This is a genomic window from Actinomadura luzonensis, from assembly GCF_022664455.2.
Classification (GTDB): domain Bacteria; phylum Actinomycetota; class Actinomycetes; order Streptosporangiales; family Streptosporangiaceae; genus Nonomuraea; species Nonomuraea luzonensis.
On the sequence record NZ_JAKRKC020000001.1, the window covers coordinates 4,071,003 to 4,087,443 of the forward strand.

Sequence of the window (16,441 nt, forward strand, 5' to 3'; positions counted from 1 at the left end):
GGATCGTACGAGCACCCGCCGGGATCGGCCTAGCCCCGGGCGGCGTGCCACGGCGAGGCTGGGAGGCATCGAAGGCACGAACCTCAGGAGGTCGGAGATGGTGACGACGGCGGACGAGCGCTCCCGCGGCGATGTCGGCGCGGACGGCCGGGTGCCGGATGAGCTGGTGACGGCGTACCGGCAGCACGGTTTCGTCCGGGTGCGCGGGCTGCTCGGCCCGGACCGGGTGGAGCGGTTCCTCGCCGGGGCGGAGGCGTTCCTGGCGGCGCACCGGGCGGAGAGCCTGGAGCGGCAGGGCGTCTTCAGCCAGCTCGTGAACGTCTGGCAGCGCGACGCGACGCTGCGCGAGCTGACGCTCGACACCGGGATCGGCCGGATCGCCGAGCAGCTCGCCGGGTTCCCGCTGCGGCTCTGGCACGACCAGATGCTGGTCAAGGAGGCGCGCAGCAACGCCGCGACGGAGTTCCACCAGGACCGCCCGTACTGGCCGCACGCCGGTGACCGGCTGCCGCTGTCGGCGTGGATCGCGCTGGTGGACGTGCCGCCGGAGCGGGGCTGCATGACCTTCCTGCCCGGCACCCAGGACCGCACCGGCCTGCGGCCCCAGGACCTGCACCAGGAGGAGGACCTGTTCGAGACGGACCCGTCCCTGCGGTGGGAGCCCCGGGTCACGGTGCCGCTGCGGGCGGGCGACTGCACCTTCCACAGCGGCTACACCGGCCACATGGCGCTGCCCAACCGGACCGACCGGGCGAGGTTCGCGCACGTGATCATCTACATGGACGCGGACACCGTCTACAGCGGGGCCCCACATGTCGTGACCGACCCGCTCGGGCTGGCCGCGGGCGACGCCCTGGCCGGCGACGCCTTCCCCCGCCCCTGGGCGTGACCGCCGGTCAGGAGGCGGCCCAGCCGATCCCGCACCGGTCGCGCGGCCGCCGTCCCGGGCGGTCCGGGGCCGGACGGTCAGCGGACGGTTCGGCGGGGGTCAGAACTTCGTCAACCGGCCGGGGCGCGGGCGGGCGGGCTGCCACGATGCCCCGATGCGCAAGCCGCTCGCCCTCGCCCTCGTCCTCGCCCTCGTGCTGCCCGCCGCCGGGTGCTCGGTGACCGCGCCGGGCCGCCCGGTGGCGCCCGCCCCGCCCGGCGCCCGCCCCGCCGTGCGGCCGCCCGCGGTGCCGTGGGGCCGATCAGGCGGGGCGCCGAGCACGAGATCGAGGGTACGCCGACCGCGTGAGCGTGCTGCCCGGCGAGCGGTTCGGCCTGCGCGTCTCGACCACCGCGCCGCGCTTCACCGCCGTCGCCTTCCGGATGGGCGCCCGGCCCGCCGCCGTGTGGCGCTCGCCGCAGGTCGAGGGCGTGCGGCAGCCGCCCGCCCGGCTCGTGCGCGGCACGGTGACCGCCGCGCACTGGCGTCCCTCGCTCACGGTCGACACCACCGGCTGGCCCGAGGGCCCCTACCTGATCAGGCTGGACGCCTCCACCGGCGCCCAGCGGTACGTGCCGGTCACCGTGCGGTCGGCGTCGGTCCGGGGCCGGGTGGTGCTGCTGGACGGGGTCACCACCTGGCAGGCGTACAACCTGTGGGGCGGTCGCAGCCTCTACCTGGGCCCGGGCGGGTTCGCCGGCCGGTCCCGCGCGGTCACCTTCGACCGTCCCTACGACGGCTCCGGCGCCCGCCTGTTCCTCGACTTCGAGCAGCCGGCGTTCGCCGAGGCCGAGCGGACCGGCGTGCCGCTGGCGTACCTGACCAGCCTCGACCTGCGGCCGGGCGCGCTGGACGGGGCCCGCGCGGTGATCTCGCTCGGCCACGACGAGTACTGGTCGCCGCGGATGCGCGCGACGCTCACGCGGGCCCGCGACCAGGGCGTCAACCTCGCCTTCCTCGGCGCGAACGCCGTCTACTGGCGCATCGCCCTGCGCGGCCGCACGGTCGCCTGCGACAAGGAGCGGGAGTGCCTGCTGTGGCGCGAGACCCGGCCGGAGAGCGAGCTGGTGGGCCAGATGTACGACTGCTTCCCGGCGGAGGGCGCCTACACCGTCACCCGTCCCCGCCACTGGATCTTCGCCGGCACCCGGGGCACGCGCTTCCCCGGCATGGCGGGCGTGGAGACCGACCGGGTGCAGCGCGGCTCGCCCGCCGGCGTCGAGGTGCTGGCCGAGTCGCGGTTCTCCTGCGGCGGGCGGGCGACGGTGGCGAACAGCACGTACTACGTCGCGCCGAGCGGGGCCGGGGTGTTCGCCTCGGGGACGATGCGCTGGGTGTGCGCCATGCGCGGGCGGGCCTGCGGCCACGGCGTGCCGCAGGCGGCGGCGGCCTTCACCCGGCGGGCGACGGCGAACCTGCTGGCCCGCTTCGCCCGCGGCCCGGCCGGGCGTCCGGGGAGCCCGACCGCCGACCGGCCCGTCAGCCCGCCCGCCGCAGCAGCAGGCTCTCGGTGATCGGCGACTCGTGGGTGCCGGCCACGGTGCAGGCGTGCGCCCCCGCGATCGCCCCCAGCCGGACGCACTCCTCCAGCGGCCGGCCGCGCAGGGTGCCGTACAGGAAGCCGGAGACGAACGCGTCGCCCGCGCCGTTGCTGTCGGCGACCGGCCCCGGCAGCGGCTCGGCGGGGAAGGCCCGCACCTCGCCGTCGTGACCGCCCGGGCCAGGGTCGCGGGTCAGCACGAGGCAGCCGTCGGCGCCGCGCGTGCACACCACGGTGCGGGCGCGGCCCCGCGCCAGGATCCCGCGCATCGCGGCGGCCGGGTCGGGCAGCGCCACGGCCGACAGGAACACCAGGTCGGAGCGGTAGGCGAAGTCCTTGTGGTAGTCGTTGACGCCGTCCCAGTCGTGCAGGTCGGTGGAGGTCGGCACGCCGTCGAGGTCGTCGTAGACGTGGCGGCAGAAGTCGGTGAGCGACACGTGCGCGTGGCGGGCCCGCACGCCGGCGTAGGTGTGCCGGGGCAGCCGCTCGCCGGGCGTGGCCTTCGGGTCGAAGAACGAGGTGCGCCGGCCGTCGGGGCCGACCAGCAGCACGCTGCGGCGGGTGCCCGCCTCGGCCGTGCCGTAGGAGCAGTCGAGGTCGCGCAGCGCGTGCCGGATCAGCGCGCCCTGCGGGTCGTCGCCGAGGAGGTCGGCGAAGGCGACGCCGAGGCCGAGCGCGTGGCAGCCGAGCGCGACGCCCGCCCCGGTGTTGCCGATGCGGTCGACGACCGGCGGCACCTGGTAGGTGTCGCGGTACGGCAGCGGCAGCTCGGGCACGTACACGGTGGTGTCGACCCCGGCGCCGCCGAGGACGAGGACGTCGTGGCTCACCGGTTGACCAGCGGGCCCGAGCCGGTGGAGCCGCGCACGACGAGCTCCGGCTGGAAGATCAGCTCGACGTGCTTGGCGGGCGCGCCGTTGACCTCCTCCAGCAGCGTCTGCACCGCCGCCGAGGCCATCGCTCCTATCGGCTTGCGCACCGTGGTCAGCGGCGGGTCGGTGAACGCGATCAGCGGCGAGTCGTCGAACCCGACCACCGACACCTCGCCCGGCACCGACAGCCCCTTCTCCCGGCAGGCGCGGATCGCGCCGAGCGCCATGAGGTCGCTGGCGCAGACGATGCCGGTGCAGCCGCGCGACAGGAGCTGGGCCGCCGCGGCCTGCCCGCCCTCGACGGAGAACAGCGAGTGGGCGATCAGGTCGTCGACGTCGGTGGCGCCGAGGAGCTGCGCCATCGACTGCTTGTAGCCCTCGATCTTCCTGATGACCGGCACGAACCGGCGCGGGCCGAGCGCCAGCCCGATGCGCTCGTGCCCGAGGTCGACCAGGTGCTGCACCGACAGCCGGGCCGCCATGCGGTCGTCGGGCGAGATGAAGGGCGCGTCGATGTGCTCGCTGTAGCCGTCGACCAGCACGATCGGCAGGCCGCGGTCGGTGAGCCTGGTGTAGCGGTCCATGCGGGCGGTGGTGTCGGCGTGCAGCCCCGAGACGAAGACGATGCCGCTGACCCCGCGGTCGACCAGCAGCTCGGTGAACTCGTCCTCGGGCGCGCCGCCGGGGAGCTGGGTGCACAGCACGGGCGTGTAGCCGTGCTGGGTGAGCGCCTTCTCGATGGCCTGCGCGAACGCCGGGAAGATCGGGTTGTCCAGCTCGGGCGTCACCAGGCCGACCAGCCCGTTGCTGCGCTGGCGCAGGCGGGGCGGGCGTTCGTAGCCCATGAGGTCGAGCGCGGTCATGACCGCCTGGCGGGTGGCGGAGGAGACTCCGGGCTTGCCGTTGAGGACCCGGCTGACCGTGGCCTCGCTCACCCCGGCCTGGGCGGCGATGTCGGCAAGGCGAGCGTGACCGTTCATGGGAGCTACTTTACTTTCCACCACGCCGCCGAATCCGCTGCTCCAGGGACATCCGAGGCCAGCAGGAGCCGTCCGCCGACGTCGAGGTCCACGGGGGCGTCCGTGAGATTGACGGCGCACACCAGGTCATCGCGGGAGAACACCAGAGTGCCGTCCGGCGAGTCGTGCCAGACCAGGTCGCCGGTGAAGGAGCGGCGCAGCCGCAGGGCCGCGCGGTACAGCTCCAGGGTCGAGCCCGGCACGCCGTGCTGGGCCTCGACGCTCAGCTCGCCCCATCCGGGCGGTATCGGCAGCCACGGGTTCAGCCAGCCGCCGTCGCGGGTCCACGGCAGCGGCACCCGGCAGCCGTCCCTGCCGCTGTCCGGGTCGCGCAGCCGCTGCGGGTCCTGGCACAGCTCGGGCGGCAGGTCCAGCACCTCGGGCAGGCCCAGCTCCTCGCCGTTGTACAGGTAGGCCGAGCCGGGCAGGGCGAGCGTCAGCAGCGCGGCGGCGCGGGCCCTGGCCAGGCTGCCGTGCCGGGTGACGTGCCGCTTGACGTCGTGGTTGGACAGCACCCAGGTGGTGGGGGCGCCGACGGAGCCGGCCGTGGCGAGCGAGGAGTCGATCACGGCGCGCAGCTCGGCGGCGTCCCAGGGGGCGAACAGGTAGTGGAAGTTGAACGCCTGGTGCAGCTCGTCCGGGCGGACGTACCTGGCCAGCCGCTCGGGGGTGGGCGCCCAGGCCTCGGCGACGCCGATGCGCTCGCCGGGGTAGGAGTCGAGCAGCCGCCGCCAGGCGCGGTGGATGTCGTGCACGCCGTCGTTGTCGAAGAACGGCACCGGCTCGCGGCCGATCATCCTGGCCTGGCCGCCCTGGCCGATGTCGGGCAGGCCGGGCGGTTTGACCATGCCGTGCGCGACGTCCACGCGGAAGCCGTCCACGCCGAGGTCGAGCCAGAAGCGCAGGATCGACTCGAACTCGCCGCGCACCTCGTCGTGCTCCCAGTTGAGGTCGGGCTGGCTCGGGTCGAACAGGTGCAGGTACCACTGGCCGTCCGCGACCTGCGTCCACGCCGGGCCGCCGAAGATCGACTCCCAGTCGTTGGGCGCGTCGCGGAAGATGTAGCGCTCGCGGTTCCGGCCGCGCAGCGCCTCCTGGAACCAGGGATGGGCGGAGGAGGTGTGGTTCGGGACGACGTCCACGATGACGCGCAACCCGAGGGCGTGCGCCTCGTCGAAGAGCGCCTTGGCGTCGGCGAGCGTGCCGAACAGCGGGTCCACGTCGCGGTGGTCGGCGACGTCGTAGCCGAAGTCCGCCATCGGCGAGGGGTAGAAGGGCGTGAGCCAGAGGGCGTCCACGCCGAGCCCCGCCAGGTACGGCAGGCGATCGCGAACCCCTATCAGGTCGCCCACGCCGTCGCCGTCGCCGTCGGCGAAGCTCCGCACGTACACCTGGTAGATCACGGCGTCACGCCACCACGCAGTCATAGTCTCCCCCCGCGGACGTCCCGACCATGAAAGCTGTTTCCGCAAGTTTACGCAAGCCCTTCCACGCCCCCGAAATACGGAAATTTCGGCCTTCGGATGCCCAAAACCACCGACCGAAACGCCCTAGGTGGAGATTCTTTATGTCAAGGGTGGACATGTAGCGTTAAGGCGCGATGTACTACCTCTTCAATCCGTCTCGTCACAGGTGACACGCGCGCAAGGTGTGGGCCCATGAGCTCGGTCGTTCTCGACAAAGTGACCAAGGTGTATCCGGGCGACTACCTGGCCGTCGACCGGTTGAGCCTGCAGGCCCAAGACGGTGAGTTCCTGGTCCTCCTGGGGCCGTCGGGCTGCGGCAAGTCCACCCTGCTGCGCATGATCGCGGGCCTCGAGGAGATCACCGAGGGCGAGCTGTGGCTGGACGGCGAGCTGGCCAACCACCTCGCGCCACGCGACCGCGACGTCGCCATGGTCTTCCAGAACGGCGCCCTCTACCCGCACCGCACCGTGCGCGGCAACATCGCCTTCCCGCTGGAGATCGCCAAGTCGGACCCGAACCTGGTGCGCGAGCGGGTGACGGAGCTGTCCAAGGCGTTACACATCGACGAGACGCTGGACCGCCGCCCCGGCACGCTCTCCGGCGGCCAGCGGCAGCGGGTGGCGATGGGCCGGGCGATCGTCCGCCAGCCGAAGCTGTTCCTCATGGACGAGCCGCTGTCCAACCTGGACGCCGGCATGCGGACCGAGCTGCGCATGGAGATCTCGGCGCTGGTCAGGTCGCTCGGCGTGACCACCATCTACGTGACGCACGACCAGGTCGAGGCGCTGACCCTCGCCGACCGGATCGCGATCCTGAATCGCGGCGTCCTCCAGGACGTCGGAACTCCGGCCCAGATTTACAACGATCCAGCGACGGCCTTCGTGGCGGCCTTTCTCAACTCCCAGCAGTTGAACCTGTTGGCGGCCACTGTCAGAACGCCGCAGAACCAGTACGTGATGCTCGACTTCGGCACACACCGCCTCACGATGCCCTGGAGCGATCCCAGGGCGTACGCGATCTCGCAGCACACCGGCGGGCAGGTCCTGGTGGGGCTGCGGCCGGACGGGCTCGCGCCGGTGCCTGAGTCGTACGAGGGGGCGTCGTTCTTCGGGCGGGTGCGGGCGCTGGAGTACCACGGGCACGAGTGGCTGGCGTACCTGGAGTGCGGCATGCCCGCCGTCCCGGTGCCCGAGCCGCCGGACCCGAGGGGGCGGGCCCGGGCCAACGGCGGCAAGAACGGCTCGGGCAAGCTGACCGGCCTCATGCGCCGGATGTTCTCCACCGGGCACGAGATCGAGCCGCAGGACCAGGAGCGGGTGGGCAGCCCGGGCAGCGGCATCCACCGCCGCTCGGACCTGATCGTCCGGCTGGGCGGCCGGCCGGTCTGGCGCGCCGGCGACGCCGCCAAGGTCGCGGTGGACCTCTCCCGCATCATGATCTTCACGGTGGACGGCGCCCGCATCGACCCGCCCCGCCGCTGACCCGGCCCGCTCACCCTGGCCCGCTCACCCTGGCCCGCTCACCCGCCCCGCCGCTCAGGCGGGCCGGAAGGCCGCGCCCCAGCCCGTCGCCCGCCACACCGCCTCGTGCGGCCGCAGCCGGGCCCGGTGGTCCTCCCAGCTCGTCCGCTCCCGCGTCCAGGCCCGCTCCGCGACGCCCGGCAGGCGGGGCAGCAGCAGGAACGCCAGGTCGTCGAAGCCGGTGATCGTCTCGGCCCAGACCGCCGCCTCCACCCCGGCGATCCGCACGTCCAGCCCCCGCACCAGGGACTCCGGCGTCCAGTCGAACATCTCCCGCAGCGTCTTCGGCGGGTACTCGCGGAACCCGAGCCGGGCCCGGCGGGCCTCCCCCTCGGCGTCCGCGGCCGGCTGCCCGTACGGGCGGTCGAGGTACAGCACGTCGCTGGAGGACAGCAGCACCGGCAGCCCCGCCGCCGCGGCGGCGGGACCGTCGGCGGGCGCCCGGGCGAACAGCTCCACCATCGCGTCGACCAGCGGATGAGCGGCCTCCGGCAGCCCGGCCTTCTTGGCGTCGGCGTCGATGTGCGTCTCCGCGCCGATCCAGAGCTGCACGAGGTCGCCCTCGCCGAGGGCGCCGGTCCGCACCGTCTCCTGCCAGGCGACGACCCGCCGGCCGGCCGCGTGCGCCGCCCGCACCGCCATGGCGACGGCCTCGCCGTACGCCTCGTCCGGCATGCCGAACGGCTCGTCGCCGCCGACGTGGACGAACCGGCCACGGGAGGCGGCGGCGAACTCGGCGACGGTCTCCTCGACGAACGCCGGGGTCTCCGGGGCGGCCGGGTCCAGGTAACCGAGCCGGGCGGCGGCCCTGCTGCCCGCCAGCCCCGGATAGGCGCGGACCGCGGCGCGGGAGTGGCCGGGCAGGTCGATCTCGGGCACGATCGTCACGCCCCGCGCGGCGGCGTACGCCGTCAGCGCGGCCAGCTCGGGGCCGGTGATCAGCTCGCCGGGCGAGGTGGCGTCCAGCCCGGGCCGGGCCGTGGACCGCAGGCGCCAGCCCTCGGAGTCCGTGAGGTGCAGGTGCAGCACGTTGAGCTTGTAGCGGGCCAGCAGGCCGATGACGCGGCGGATCTCGGCGACGCGGAACGGGTGCCGGACCACGTCGAGCATCAGCCCGCGCCAGGCCAGGGCGGGCCCGTCCGCGACGCGCCCCAGGGGGAGGCGGCCGGCCCCGCACTCGGCCAGCTGCACCAGCGTCGCGGCTCCGCGCAGGACCGCCTGGACGGACGGGCCGGCGATCGTCACCTCGCCGGGTGTGATCGTCACCGTGTGCCGCTCGTCCGGCGCGACCGGCTCCGGCGCGACCCCGGCCGCCGGCGGCACCTCCCTGGGCGCCTCCCCGCACCGCAGCGTCACCCACAGCACCGGCCCGTCATCCGCGCGGCCGTCATCCGCACGGTCGCCGTCCGGGCGGTCGCCGTCCAGACGGGGCGCGCCGGTAAGGCGGGTGAGCTCGGCGGCGAGCCAGGCGCGGGCGGCGGCCAGCGGCGGGTCCGCCCGGATCACGACCCGGCCGGGGTCGAGGGCGGTGGTGGCCGCGGGGTCCAGCGAGACCACGTGCGGCCAGGGCACCAGCGCGACGCCCGCGCCCGCCCGCCCCGGCGCGACGCCTGCGCCCGCCCGCCCCGGCGCGTCCGCCGTCACGCCCCGGCCCCGGCGTCCGGGTCCAGCGCCGTCCCAGCGTCCACGGTCGCCTCGGGGTCCACCTTCGCCTCGGGGTCCACCGTCGCCTCGGGGTCCACCTCCGCCTCGGTGGCCAGCGTCGCCTCGGGGTCGCGGGCGAGCCGCCCGAACCAGCGGGCGCTGGGCTTGACCGTGCGGCGGAACGTCGTCCGGTCCACCGCGACGAGCCCGAACGTCGGCTCCCACGATCCCCACTCGTAGTTGTCCAGCAGCGACCAGTGCAGGTAGCCGCGCACGTCGATCCCGTCGGCCATGGCCCGGCGCAGGCCCGCGACGGCCTCGCGCGTGTACGCGACCCGCTCGCCGTCGTCGCCGGTCGCGATGCCGTTCTCGGTGACCAGCAGCGGCGTGGAGCCGCCGAGCCGGGCGTCGGTGTGCCGCACGGCGTCCTCCAGCGCCTGCGGGTAGTACTCCCAGCCCGTCATCGTGCGCCGGTCGTCAGGACCGGGCAGCAGGGGGCCCCGCTCCCCCGCCCGGAGCCGGCTGTAGGCCTGCACGCCGACGAAGTCGTCCCCTTTCGCCACGTCGAGGTACTGGTCGTCGATCAGGTACGAGATCTCGGCGGTGCGGTCGGGGCCCGCGCCGTGGTCCTGGACGTTCTGGTTGGCCACCGTCCAGCCCGACCGCAGGCCGGGCACGGCGGCGAGCAGGTCGCGGGCCGCGGCGTGCGCGCGGGTCAGCGCGGCGGTCACCTCGGCGTCCGGCGGGCCCAGGTAGGCGGCAGGGGCGCCGCCGCCCCGCTTGCGGCTCGCGGCCATGAAGGCGACCATGTTGGGCTCGTTGATCGTGCAGACCCAGGGCACGCCGTCGAGGACGGGCAGCACCGCGCGGACGTACTCGGTGAAGTGCGCGATCGCGTCCTTCGAGGTCCAGCCGCCCTCGGCCGTCAGCCACGCGGGGTTGGTGAAGTGGTGGAGCGTGACGACGGGCGTCAGGCCCCGCTCCCCGCAGCCTTCGATGATCCGCCGGTAGTGGGCGAGCGTCGCGGGCGAGGGACGGCCGGGGGCGGGGACGACCCGCGCCCACTCGATGCTGAACCGGTAGGCGTTGAGCCCGAGGTCGCGGACCAGGTCGAGGTCCTCGGGCCAGCGGTGGAAGCTGTCGCAGGCGTCGCCGGAGCGGTCGGCGAGGCCCCACGAGCCGTCGTTCTCGGCCTGCCAGAAGTCGCTGCCGACGTTGTTGCCCTCCACCTGGTGGGCCGAGGTGGACGCCCCCCAGAGGAAGCCCGGGGGGAAGGACGCGGTGGTCATGCTCGCTCCTGCGCTAGGTGTCGGGAAAGTCGTCATTTGAGGCCCACCGTGGCGATGCCCTGCACGAAGTGCCGTTGCAGGGCCACGAACAGGGCGAGGATCGGCGTGATGATCAGCACGGCCCCGGAGAGCAGGGTGCCGTAGTCGGTGGCGTACTGGCCGGTGGAGTAGAGGGAGAGCGCGACCGGCAGCGTGTACATCGACTCGGACTGGCCCGCCACCAGCGGCCAGAGGAAGTTGTTCCACGAGCCGAGGAAGGTGAGGATGCCGAGCGTCGCGAGCGCGGGCCCGCACAGCGGCAGCACGATCCGGGTGAAGATGCGCGGCTCCGACGCGCCGTCGATGCGCGCCGCCTCCAGCAGCGAGTCGGGGATGTCCAGCATGAACTGGCGCATCAGGAAGACGCCTACCGGCTGCGTGAGGAACGGCAGCACCAGCGCGCCGTAGGTGTTGAGGATGCCGAGCTTGGCGACGATCACGAAGAGCGGGACGAACGTCACCACGCCGGGCACCATGATGGTCACCAGCACGACGCCGAGCAGGAGGCGCTTGCCGGCGAAGTCCATCTTGGCCAGGGCGTAGCCGGCCATCGAGCAGAACAGCAGGTTGCCGAGCACGGTCAGCACCGCGACCAGCAGGCTGTTGCCGAAGAACGTGCCGAAGTGCAGCTCGGTGAGCCAGCGGGCGAAGTTCCCGCCGGTGGGCGAGCGCGGCCACCAGGTCGGCGGGTCGGCGAAGATCTCGTCCTGGGTCTTGGCGGAGCCCAGCACCATCCAGGCGAAGGGCGCCAGCCACGCCGCCGCGCCCGCGGTCAGCAGGACGTAGGCGGTGCGGCGCGCCGGGCGGAGCCGGGTCATGTGGCCCTCCTCAGCAGGCGGAACTGCACCAGGCTGACCGCGGCGATCACGACGAACATGAGGTAGCTCGCGGCGGAGGCCTTGGCGAAGTCGCCGAACCCGAAGGTGTTGAAGGTGTAGTAGGTGAGGGACAGCGTGGACTCGAGCGGCCCGCCCTGCGTCATCACGAAGGACTCCTCGAAGAACTGCAGGTAGCCGACCGAGATGAGGACGCCGCCGAGCAGCATCGCGGGCCGCAGGAGCGGGAGCGTGACGCTGCGCAGGCGCCGCCAGGGCCCGGCGCCGTCCATCGCCGCCGCCTCCATGACGGCGGGCGGGATGGACTGCAGCCCGGCCAGGAAGATCACCATAAGGGTCCCGGCGTTGCGCCAGACGGCCATGAGGACGAGCGAGGGCAGGGCCCAGGTGGTGCTGTTCAGCCAGTCCGGCCCCTGGACGCCGACCAGGGCGAGGAGCATGTTCAGCAGCCCGTCGCGGGCGAGGATGTGGCGCCAGATGACCGAGACGGCGACGACGCTGGTGACCACGGGCGCGTAGAAGGCCACCCGGTAGACCGGCTTGAAGCGCCGCACGCCCGAGTTGAGCGCGAGCGCCAGGGCCAGCCCGAGCGCCACGGTGAGGGGGATGCCGGCGAGCACGAACACCGCCGTCACCCCGGCCGCGTGCTGGAAGCGCGGGTCGGTGAGCACGTCGGCGTACTGCCGCAGGCCGACGACGTCCACGTTGAACGGCGTCCGGACGTCCTGCGCGGTCAGGTCGGTGAAGGAGAAGCCGAGCGAGGCGGCGATCGGCAGGACCATGAACATCGCGAAGATGATCACGAACGGCGCGGCGAACGTCCAGGCGATCGCCGTCTGCCGGCGCCGGCGGGCGGCGTTGGCACCGCCCGCCGGGCCCGTCAGGGATGCTGCTCCGGACACCGTTCAGGACACCCCGATGCCGTCGGCCTGCTGCTGGAGCTGCCGGAGCGCGTCGGCGACGGGCGTCCCGCCCTTGACGATGCGCTCGATCGCGGAGTCCCCGGCCGCGCCGACCTTGTCGAAGGAGACGAGCTGCGGGGGCGCCTTGGCGGTCTTGAGCTGCTCGGCGAACGCGGCGAGCGTCGGGTCCGCGGTCAGCGCCGGGTCCTGCCAGGCGCTCCGGACGGCGGGCAGGTCGCCGCTGGCCCGGTACCAGGCCACCTGGGTGCTCGGCTCGCTGAGCCACTGCACCAGCTTCCACGCCGAGCCGGGGTTCTTGGCGGCCTTGAAGACCACGAGGTTCGCGCCGCCGACGAACGAGGTCGAGCTCTTGCCGGCGGGCAGCGGCACGGTGGCGTACTTGCCGGTGAAGGCGTCGCCGGCGGACTGGGTGATGGCGCCGCGCACGAACGGGCCCGCGACGAGCATCGGGGTCGCGCCCGTCAGGAAGTCCTTGACGGCGGCGGCGGGGGCCGGGTCGGCGTTGGCGTCGGCGAGCCCCTGCTCGAAGTACGAGGCCAGGTACTCGTAGGCGGCGGCGAACTCCGGCGTGTCCAGCGTCCAGGCGGAGCGGCCGGCGTTCATCAGCTCGCCGCCGTTCGACCACGGCATCCACAGCGTGGACAGGAACGAGCCCGTCATGCCCGCGGGGAGGCGGATGCCCCACTTCGCGCCGGCCTTCTTCCGCAGGTCGCCGGCCAGCCGCCGCAGCTCGTCCCAGGTGGCGGGCGGCCGGTCCCAGCCGGCCTTGCGGGCCAGGTCGGTGCGGTAGTAGAGGACGCGGACGTCGACGTACCAGGGCACCTCCAGCAGCCGGCCGCCCATCGTGCCGGTCGCGACGGCGCCCGGGTACATGTCCGCGGTGCGGACGGCCTCGGGGACGGGCGCGAAGGCGTCCTTGAAGACGGGCAGGCCGGGCATCATCGCGACGTCTGGAACGTTCCCGGAGGCGATGGCGGTCTGGAACTTCTGGTAGGAGGAGTCCCACGGCACGGCGGTGACGTCCACCTTGACGCCCGGGTTGGCGGCCTCGAACGTCTTCAGGAACGCGGGCAGCAGCTCGCCCTCGGTGCCCATCGCCCACATGGTGATCCTCCCGGTCGCCTTCGCCGCGACGGTCGAGGACGGCTGCGCCTGCCCGGGACTCTCGGCGCTCCGGCCGCAGGCGGTGAGCGCGGCCGCGGTGGCGAGCCCGGCCAGGACGGCCACCGCTGATCGGTATCGCATAGTCAGCTTCTCCCTTTTGACCTGGTGTGCCCCCGTACGCCTTGCAGATTTAAGCGCTTAACAAAACATGTTTCTAGCACCAGTGCGCAATCGAGACCAAACCTTGTCCGCGCCCGTCCCCGGACCGCGCGGGCGGCGTCAGCCGCAGCCGCAGCTCCCGCCGAGCACCAGGCGGGTCGGCAGCACGTACGACCGGGGGTGCTCCCGCCCCGCGATCGTGTCCGTGAGGATGCGCACCGCGAGCCGCCCCATCGAGGCGAACGGCTGCCGGATCGTGGTCAGCGACGGCTCCGACAGCCGCCCGGCGACGATCCCGTCGAAGCCCGTGACCGCGACGTCCTCCGGCACCCGCAGGCCGTGCCGGGCCAGCAGGTCGAGCACGGCGAGCGCGAGCTGGTCGGTGGCGCAGACCAGAGCCCGCGGCAGGTCGCCGGCGGCGATGGCCGCGCGCAGCGGGCGCAGGCTGTCCTGGGTCATCGCCGTGGCGTCGAAGGGCTCGGCGGAGACCGGCAGCCCGTGCGCGGCCAGCGCCGCCTGGAAGCCCCGGAACCGCGCGCCGATGTCGGGGGCGGCCAGCTCACCCAGGAACGCGACGGACCGGTGACCGTGGTGACCGACCAGGTGGTCGACCAGCTCCCGCACGGCGGGCTCGTTGGCCACGGTGATGTGGTGCATCGGGTCGTGCGCCGGCGGGCTGCTGAAGATCACCACGGGCACGCCGCGGCCCACGTGCTCCAGCAGGTCGCGCCCGGCGCTGCCCGGGAAGATCGCCAGCCCGTCGACGCTGCCGGCCAGGTCGATGCTGCCCAGCGAGTCGCGGCTGGCCCCGGCGCCCAGCATCACCGTGCGGCCCAGCCGCCGCGCCTCGATCTCGAAGCCGTGCTGGATCTCATCGACGTACAGCGGGAAGCGCCGCGCGTCGCCGCGCCCGTCGAGCTCTCTCCGCACCAGGTCGTCCAGGCTCAGCGCCGGGGCGTTGACGTCGGACGGCAGGAACATGTCGAAGGCGTACAGGCCGAGCGCCTGCGAGCGGCCCTTGGCCAGCCCGCGCGCGCTGCCGCTCGGCACATAGCCGAGGGCCCGCGCCGCCGCGAGGACCAGCTCCCGTGTCTCGGGACGGACCCGCTCCGGCTGCCGGAAGGTGTGGGACACCGTCGCGATGGAGACGCCCGCCCGCTCGGCGACGTCATAGACGGTCGTCCTGTGCGCCACCGGGCCTCACTCGTGCTCTTCCGCCATCGCTGCCGGATCGATCGTATCCGCTACGGCCACCGCGACCACCCCGTCGCACCCGCCCGCCGCGTCCCTCTTACGAGGTAAGGCTCCACCGGGGGCCGTCCGGCGTGTCCTCCACCTGGACGCCGCCCGCCTGCATGGCGGCGCGCAACGCGTCGGCGACGTCGTAGCGGCCCTGCTGGCGCAGCGCGGTGCGGAGCGCCAGCAGCGGCCCCACCAGGCGGCGCAGGGCGGCCGAGCGCGCCCCCGCCGCGGCGGCCGTCTCACCGAGCCGCGCGATGAGCAGGCGCATCAGCTCGCGCGCCTGCTCGACGCCCCCCGCGTCCTCCTCGGTGTCGGCCGCCCACTTGACCAGCTCGGCCTCCAGGTCGAGCACGGCCTGGGCCGCCGCCACCAGGTCGGGCTCGGCGACCGCCGCCCCGAAGCGCTCCTCGCTGGCGCGGATCGTCTCCTCCAGCGTCACCTCGGCCGCCGGAGCCTCCGGCGGCGCGGCGGGCGGCGGCACGGCGGCGCCGCCGGCGCCGCCCTCGGCCAGGCGGCGCAGCCCCGCCAGGTCGGTACGGGCGCCCGCCGGCAACACCGCCGAGGCCCCGGCCCGCCGCACGGTGACCCCGCCCCGCCCGGCGACCTGCACGCTCTCGCTCTCCAGGTCGATGACGAGCGCGGTGTGCTCGTCGATGCCGAGCACGGCGGTGCCCTCGGGCAGCTCGCGCTCCATCCGCGACAGCCGCCGCTCGCCCAGGTAGCAGTAGCGGGTGTCGTGCGTGCCGCCCTCGGCGTTGTCGAAGTGCGGGATGAGGACGGCCTGCAGCCCCAGCGGCTCCAGCAGGTCGATGCCCTCGCGCCAGCGGGGCTCGGCGCCCACCTTGTAGATCTCGTACACGGGCACCGTGGCCAGCCCGGCCGTGCAGGCGGCCGCCGAGGCGAGCACGGTGACGCCCTGCCGGGCCCGCACCCGGGCCCGCAGGTCGCCGGCGACGCCCGACTCGGCCCAGCGGTCCAGCGCGTACGTGGGGCTGCCCGGCCCCGAGAACACCCAGTCGGCGCCCGCGATGCCCGTGCCCACCTCGACCCGCAGCCCCACGCTGTGGGAGAAGTAGCGGCAGGCGCGGGCGGAGATGTCGGCGCGGTTCTCCTGGAAGGCGTAGGGGGTGTCGAGCAGCACGGCACGCGCCCCCGGGCGCAGCGCCCGCGTGGCGGCGCGGTGCACCTCCACCATGGTCGGGCTCGTCTCGCCCGACCCCATCAGCACCAGCAAACCTGGCATGGCTGTTCGGCCTCTCTCTCGCACGCCATCGACTACAGCCGGGCTCGCCGCGCGGTTCAAGAGCGGGAGACACATGCGTGGTGGACGCAGTTGCACATGCTTGGCAGTAAGTTGGTGGCGATGACGGCAGGACACGTGGTCTCCGTTGAGACGCTCATGCTACGGGTGGACACCGACAATCGCTGGTCCTACCGGCACGCCTCGACCCGCCCCCGGCCTGGCGAGACGCCCGACGAGGCGGCCCGGCGCCTGGCCGGCGTGCGCGAGGCCGACCCGGACGTCGTGCTGCACTCCACGAGCTGGCGGTACGAACCGGACGGCCGGATCGTGCTCACCTACGCCGTGTGCCCGGATCCGTCCCCCTGGCTGCCGGCCGTCGAGGCGCCCGACCTGGTGATCGCCAGAGGCGCCGCGCCCGCGACGCCGGCGCCGGAGCACGTCGCCGTGGCCAACGTGGTGGCGCACGCCGTACGGCATCTGGCGTTCCTCGTCGCCGAGGACCCGGTCGTGGCCCGCGTGCTCTCCCGCCACCCTCGCCTCGGCCCGGCCCTGTCCGACCACCCCGCCGCCCTCGCCCCGGCCCGGCCCTGACCGATCAGCCCGCCCCCCTGGAGCT

14 protein-coding genes are annotated in these 16,441 nt (G+C 74.0%); 4 read left to right on the plus strand and 10 right to left on the minus strand.

Going from position 1 to position 16,441, the window contains the following annotated elements:
• Positions 1–97 precede the first annotated feature (97 nt).
• Together MF672_RS19835 and MF672_RS19840 are read left to right on the plus strand one after the other, a co-directional pair.
• On the plus strand, positions 98–889 hold the full coding sequence (locus tag MF672_RS19835) for a phytanoyl-CoA dioxygenase family protein (protein WP_242383582.1): 792 nt from the start codon (positions 98–100) through the stop codon (positions 887–889).
• A gap of 344 nt (positions 890–1,233) precedes the next feature.
• The gene (locus MF672_RS19840; protein WP_247815329.1) at positions 1,234–2,442 is read left to right on the plus strand and encodes a N,N-dimethylformamidase beta subunit family domain-containing protein; all 1,209 of its coding nucleotides are present in this window, start codon (positions 1,234–1,236) and stop codon (positions 2,440–2,442) included.
• Here MF672_RS19840 and MF672_RS19845 read toward each other — a convergent pair.
• The 3 genes from MF672_RS19845 to MF672_RS19855 are packed head-to-tail and all read right to left on the minus strand — an operon-like array spanning position 2,408 to position 5,786.
• Entirely contained in the window at positions 2,408–3,298 is an 891-nt protein-coding gene (locus MF672_RS19845; protein ID WP_242383681.1) for a carbohydrate kinase family protein, read from the minus strand. The genes MF672_RS19840 and MF672_RS19845 overlap by 35 nt on opposite strands.
• On the minus strand, positions 3,295–4,320 hold the full coding sequence (locus MF672_RS19850) for a LacI family DNA-binding transcriptional regulator (RefSeq protein WP_242383680.1): 1,026 nt from the start codon (positions 4,318–4,320) through the stop codon (positions 3,295–3,297). The genes MF672_RS19845 and MF672_RS19850 overlap by 4 nt, the downstream gene beginning before the upstream one ends.
• 5 nt (positions 4,321–4,325) lie before the next feature.
• Positions 4,326–5,786 carry a glycoside hydrolase family 13 protein gene (locus MF672_RS19855; RefSeq protein ID WP_242383679.1) on the minus strand — a complete coding sequence of 487 codons (1,461 nt, stop codon included), beginning with the start codon at positions 5,784–5,786 and terminating at the stop codon, positions 4,326–4,328.
• 231 nt (positions 5,787–6,017) lie between these two features.
• On the opposite strand from MF672_RS19855, the gene MF672_RS19860 reads away from it, so the two are divergent.
• Complete coding sequence (locus tag MF672_RS19860) at positions 6,018–7,307, plus strand: ABC transporter ATP-binding protein (protein WP_242383678.1); 1,290 nt, start codon at positions 6,018–6,020, stop codon at positions 7,305–7,307.
• A 54-nt stretch (positions 7,308–7,361) separates the two neighbouring features.
• On the opposite strand, the gene MF672_RS19865 is transcribed toward MF672_RS19860, so the two are convergent.
• The 7 genes from MF672_RS19865 to MF672_RS19895 all read right to left on the minus strand — a co-directional run bounded on the left by MF672_RS19865 (position 7,362) and on the right by MF672_RS19895 (position 15,825).
• Positions 7,362–8,990 (minus strand): family 20 glycosylhydrolase, encoded by a 1,629-nt coding sequence (locus MF672_RS19865; RefSeq protein ID WP_247815330.1) that lies wholly within the window; start codon positions 8,988–8,990, stop codon positions 7,362–7,364.
• Complete coding sequence (locus tag MF672_RS19870) at positions 8,987–10,279, minus strand: glycoside hydrolase family 1 protein (protein ID WP_242383822.1); 1,293 nt, start codon at positions 10,277–10,279, stop codon at positions 8,987–8,989. The genes MF672_RS19865 and MF672_RS19870 overlap by 4 nt, the downstream gene beginning before the upstream one ends.
• 32 nt (positions 10,280–10,311) lie before the next feature.
• Entirely contained in the window at positions 10,312–11,136 is an 825-nt protein-coding gene (locus MF672_RS19875; protein ID WP_242383821.1) for a carbohydrate ABC transporter permease, read from the minus strand.
• Positions 11,133–12,056: a carbohydrate ABC transporter permease gene (locus tag MF672_RS19880; protein ID WP_242383820.1), complete on the minus strand. Its 924-nt coding sequence runs from the start codon at positions 12,054–12,056 to the stop codon at positions 11,133–11,135. The genes MF672_RS19875 and MF672_RS19880 overlap by 4 nt, the downstream gene beginning before the upstream one ends.
• 3 nt (positions 12,057–12,059) lie before the next feature.
• Entirely contained in the window at positions 12,060–13,322 is a 1,263-nt protein-coding gene (locus MF672_RS19885) for an extracellular solute-binding protein (protein ID WP_242383819.1), read from the minus strand.
• A 138-nt stretch (positions 13,323–13,460) separates the two neighbouring features.
• Positions 13,461–14,534, minus strand: coding sequence for a LacI family DNA-binding transcriptional regulator (locus MF672_RS19890; protein WP_242383818.1), 1,074 nt, complete (start codon positions 14,532–14,534; stop codon positions 13,461–13,463).
• Between the two features lie 97 nt (positions 14,535–14,631).
• Positions 14,632–15,825, minus strand: coding sequence for a hypothetical protein (locus MF672_RS19895; protein ID WP_247815331.1), 1,194 nt, complete (start codon positions 15,823–15,825; stop codon positions 14,632–14,634).
• Between the two features lie 120 nt (positions 15,826–15,945).
• Here MF672_RS19895 and MF672_RS19900 point away from each other — a divergent pair, with 120 nt between their 5' ends.
• Positions 15,946–16,416, plus strand: a complete 471-nt coding sequence (locus tag MF672_RS19900) for an NUDIX hydrolase (RefSeq protein WP_242376616.1) — start codon at positions 15,946–15,948, stop codon at positions 16,414–16,416.
• Positions 16,417–16,441 lie beyond the last annotated feature (25 nt).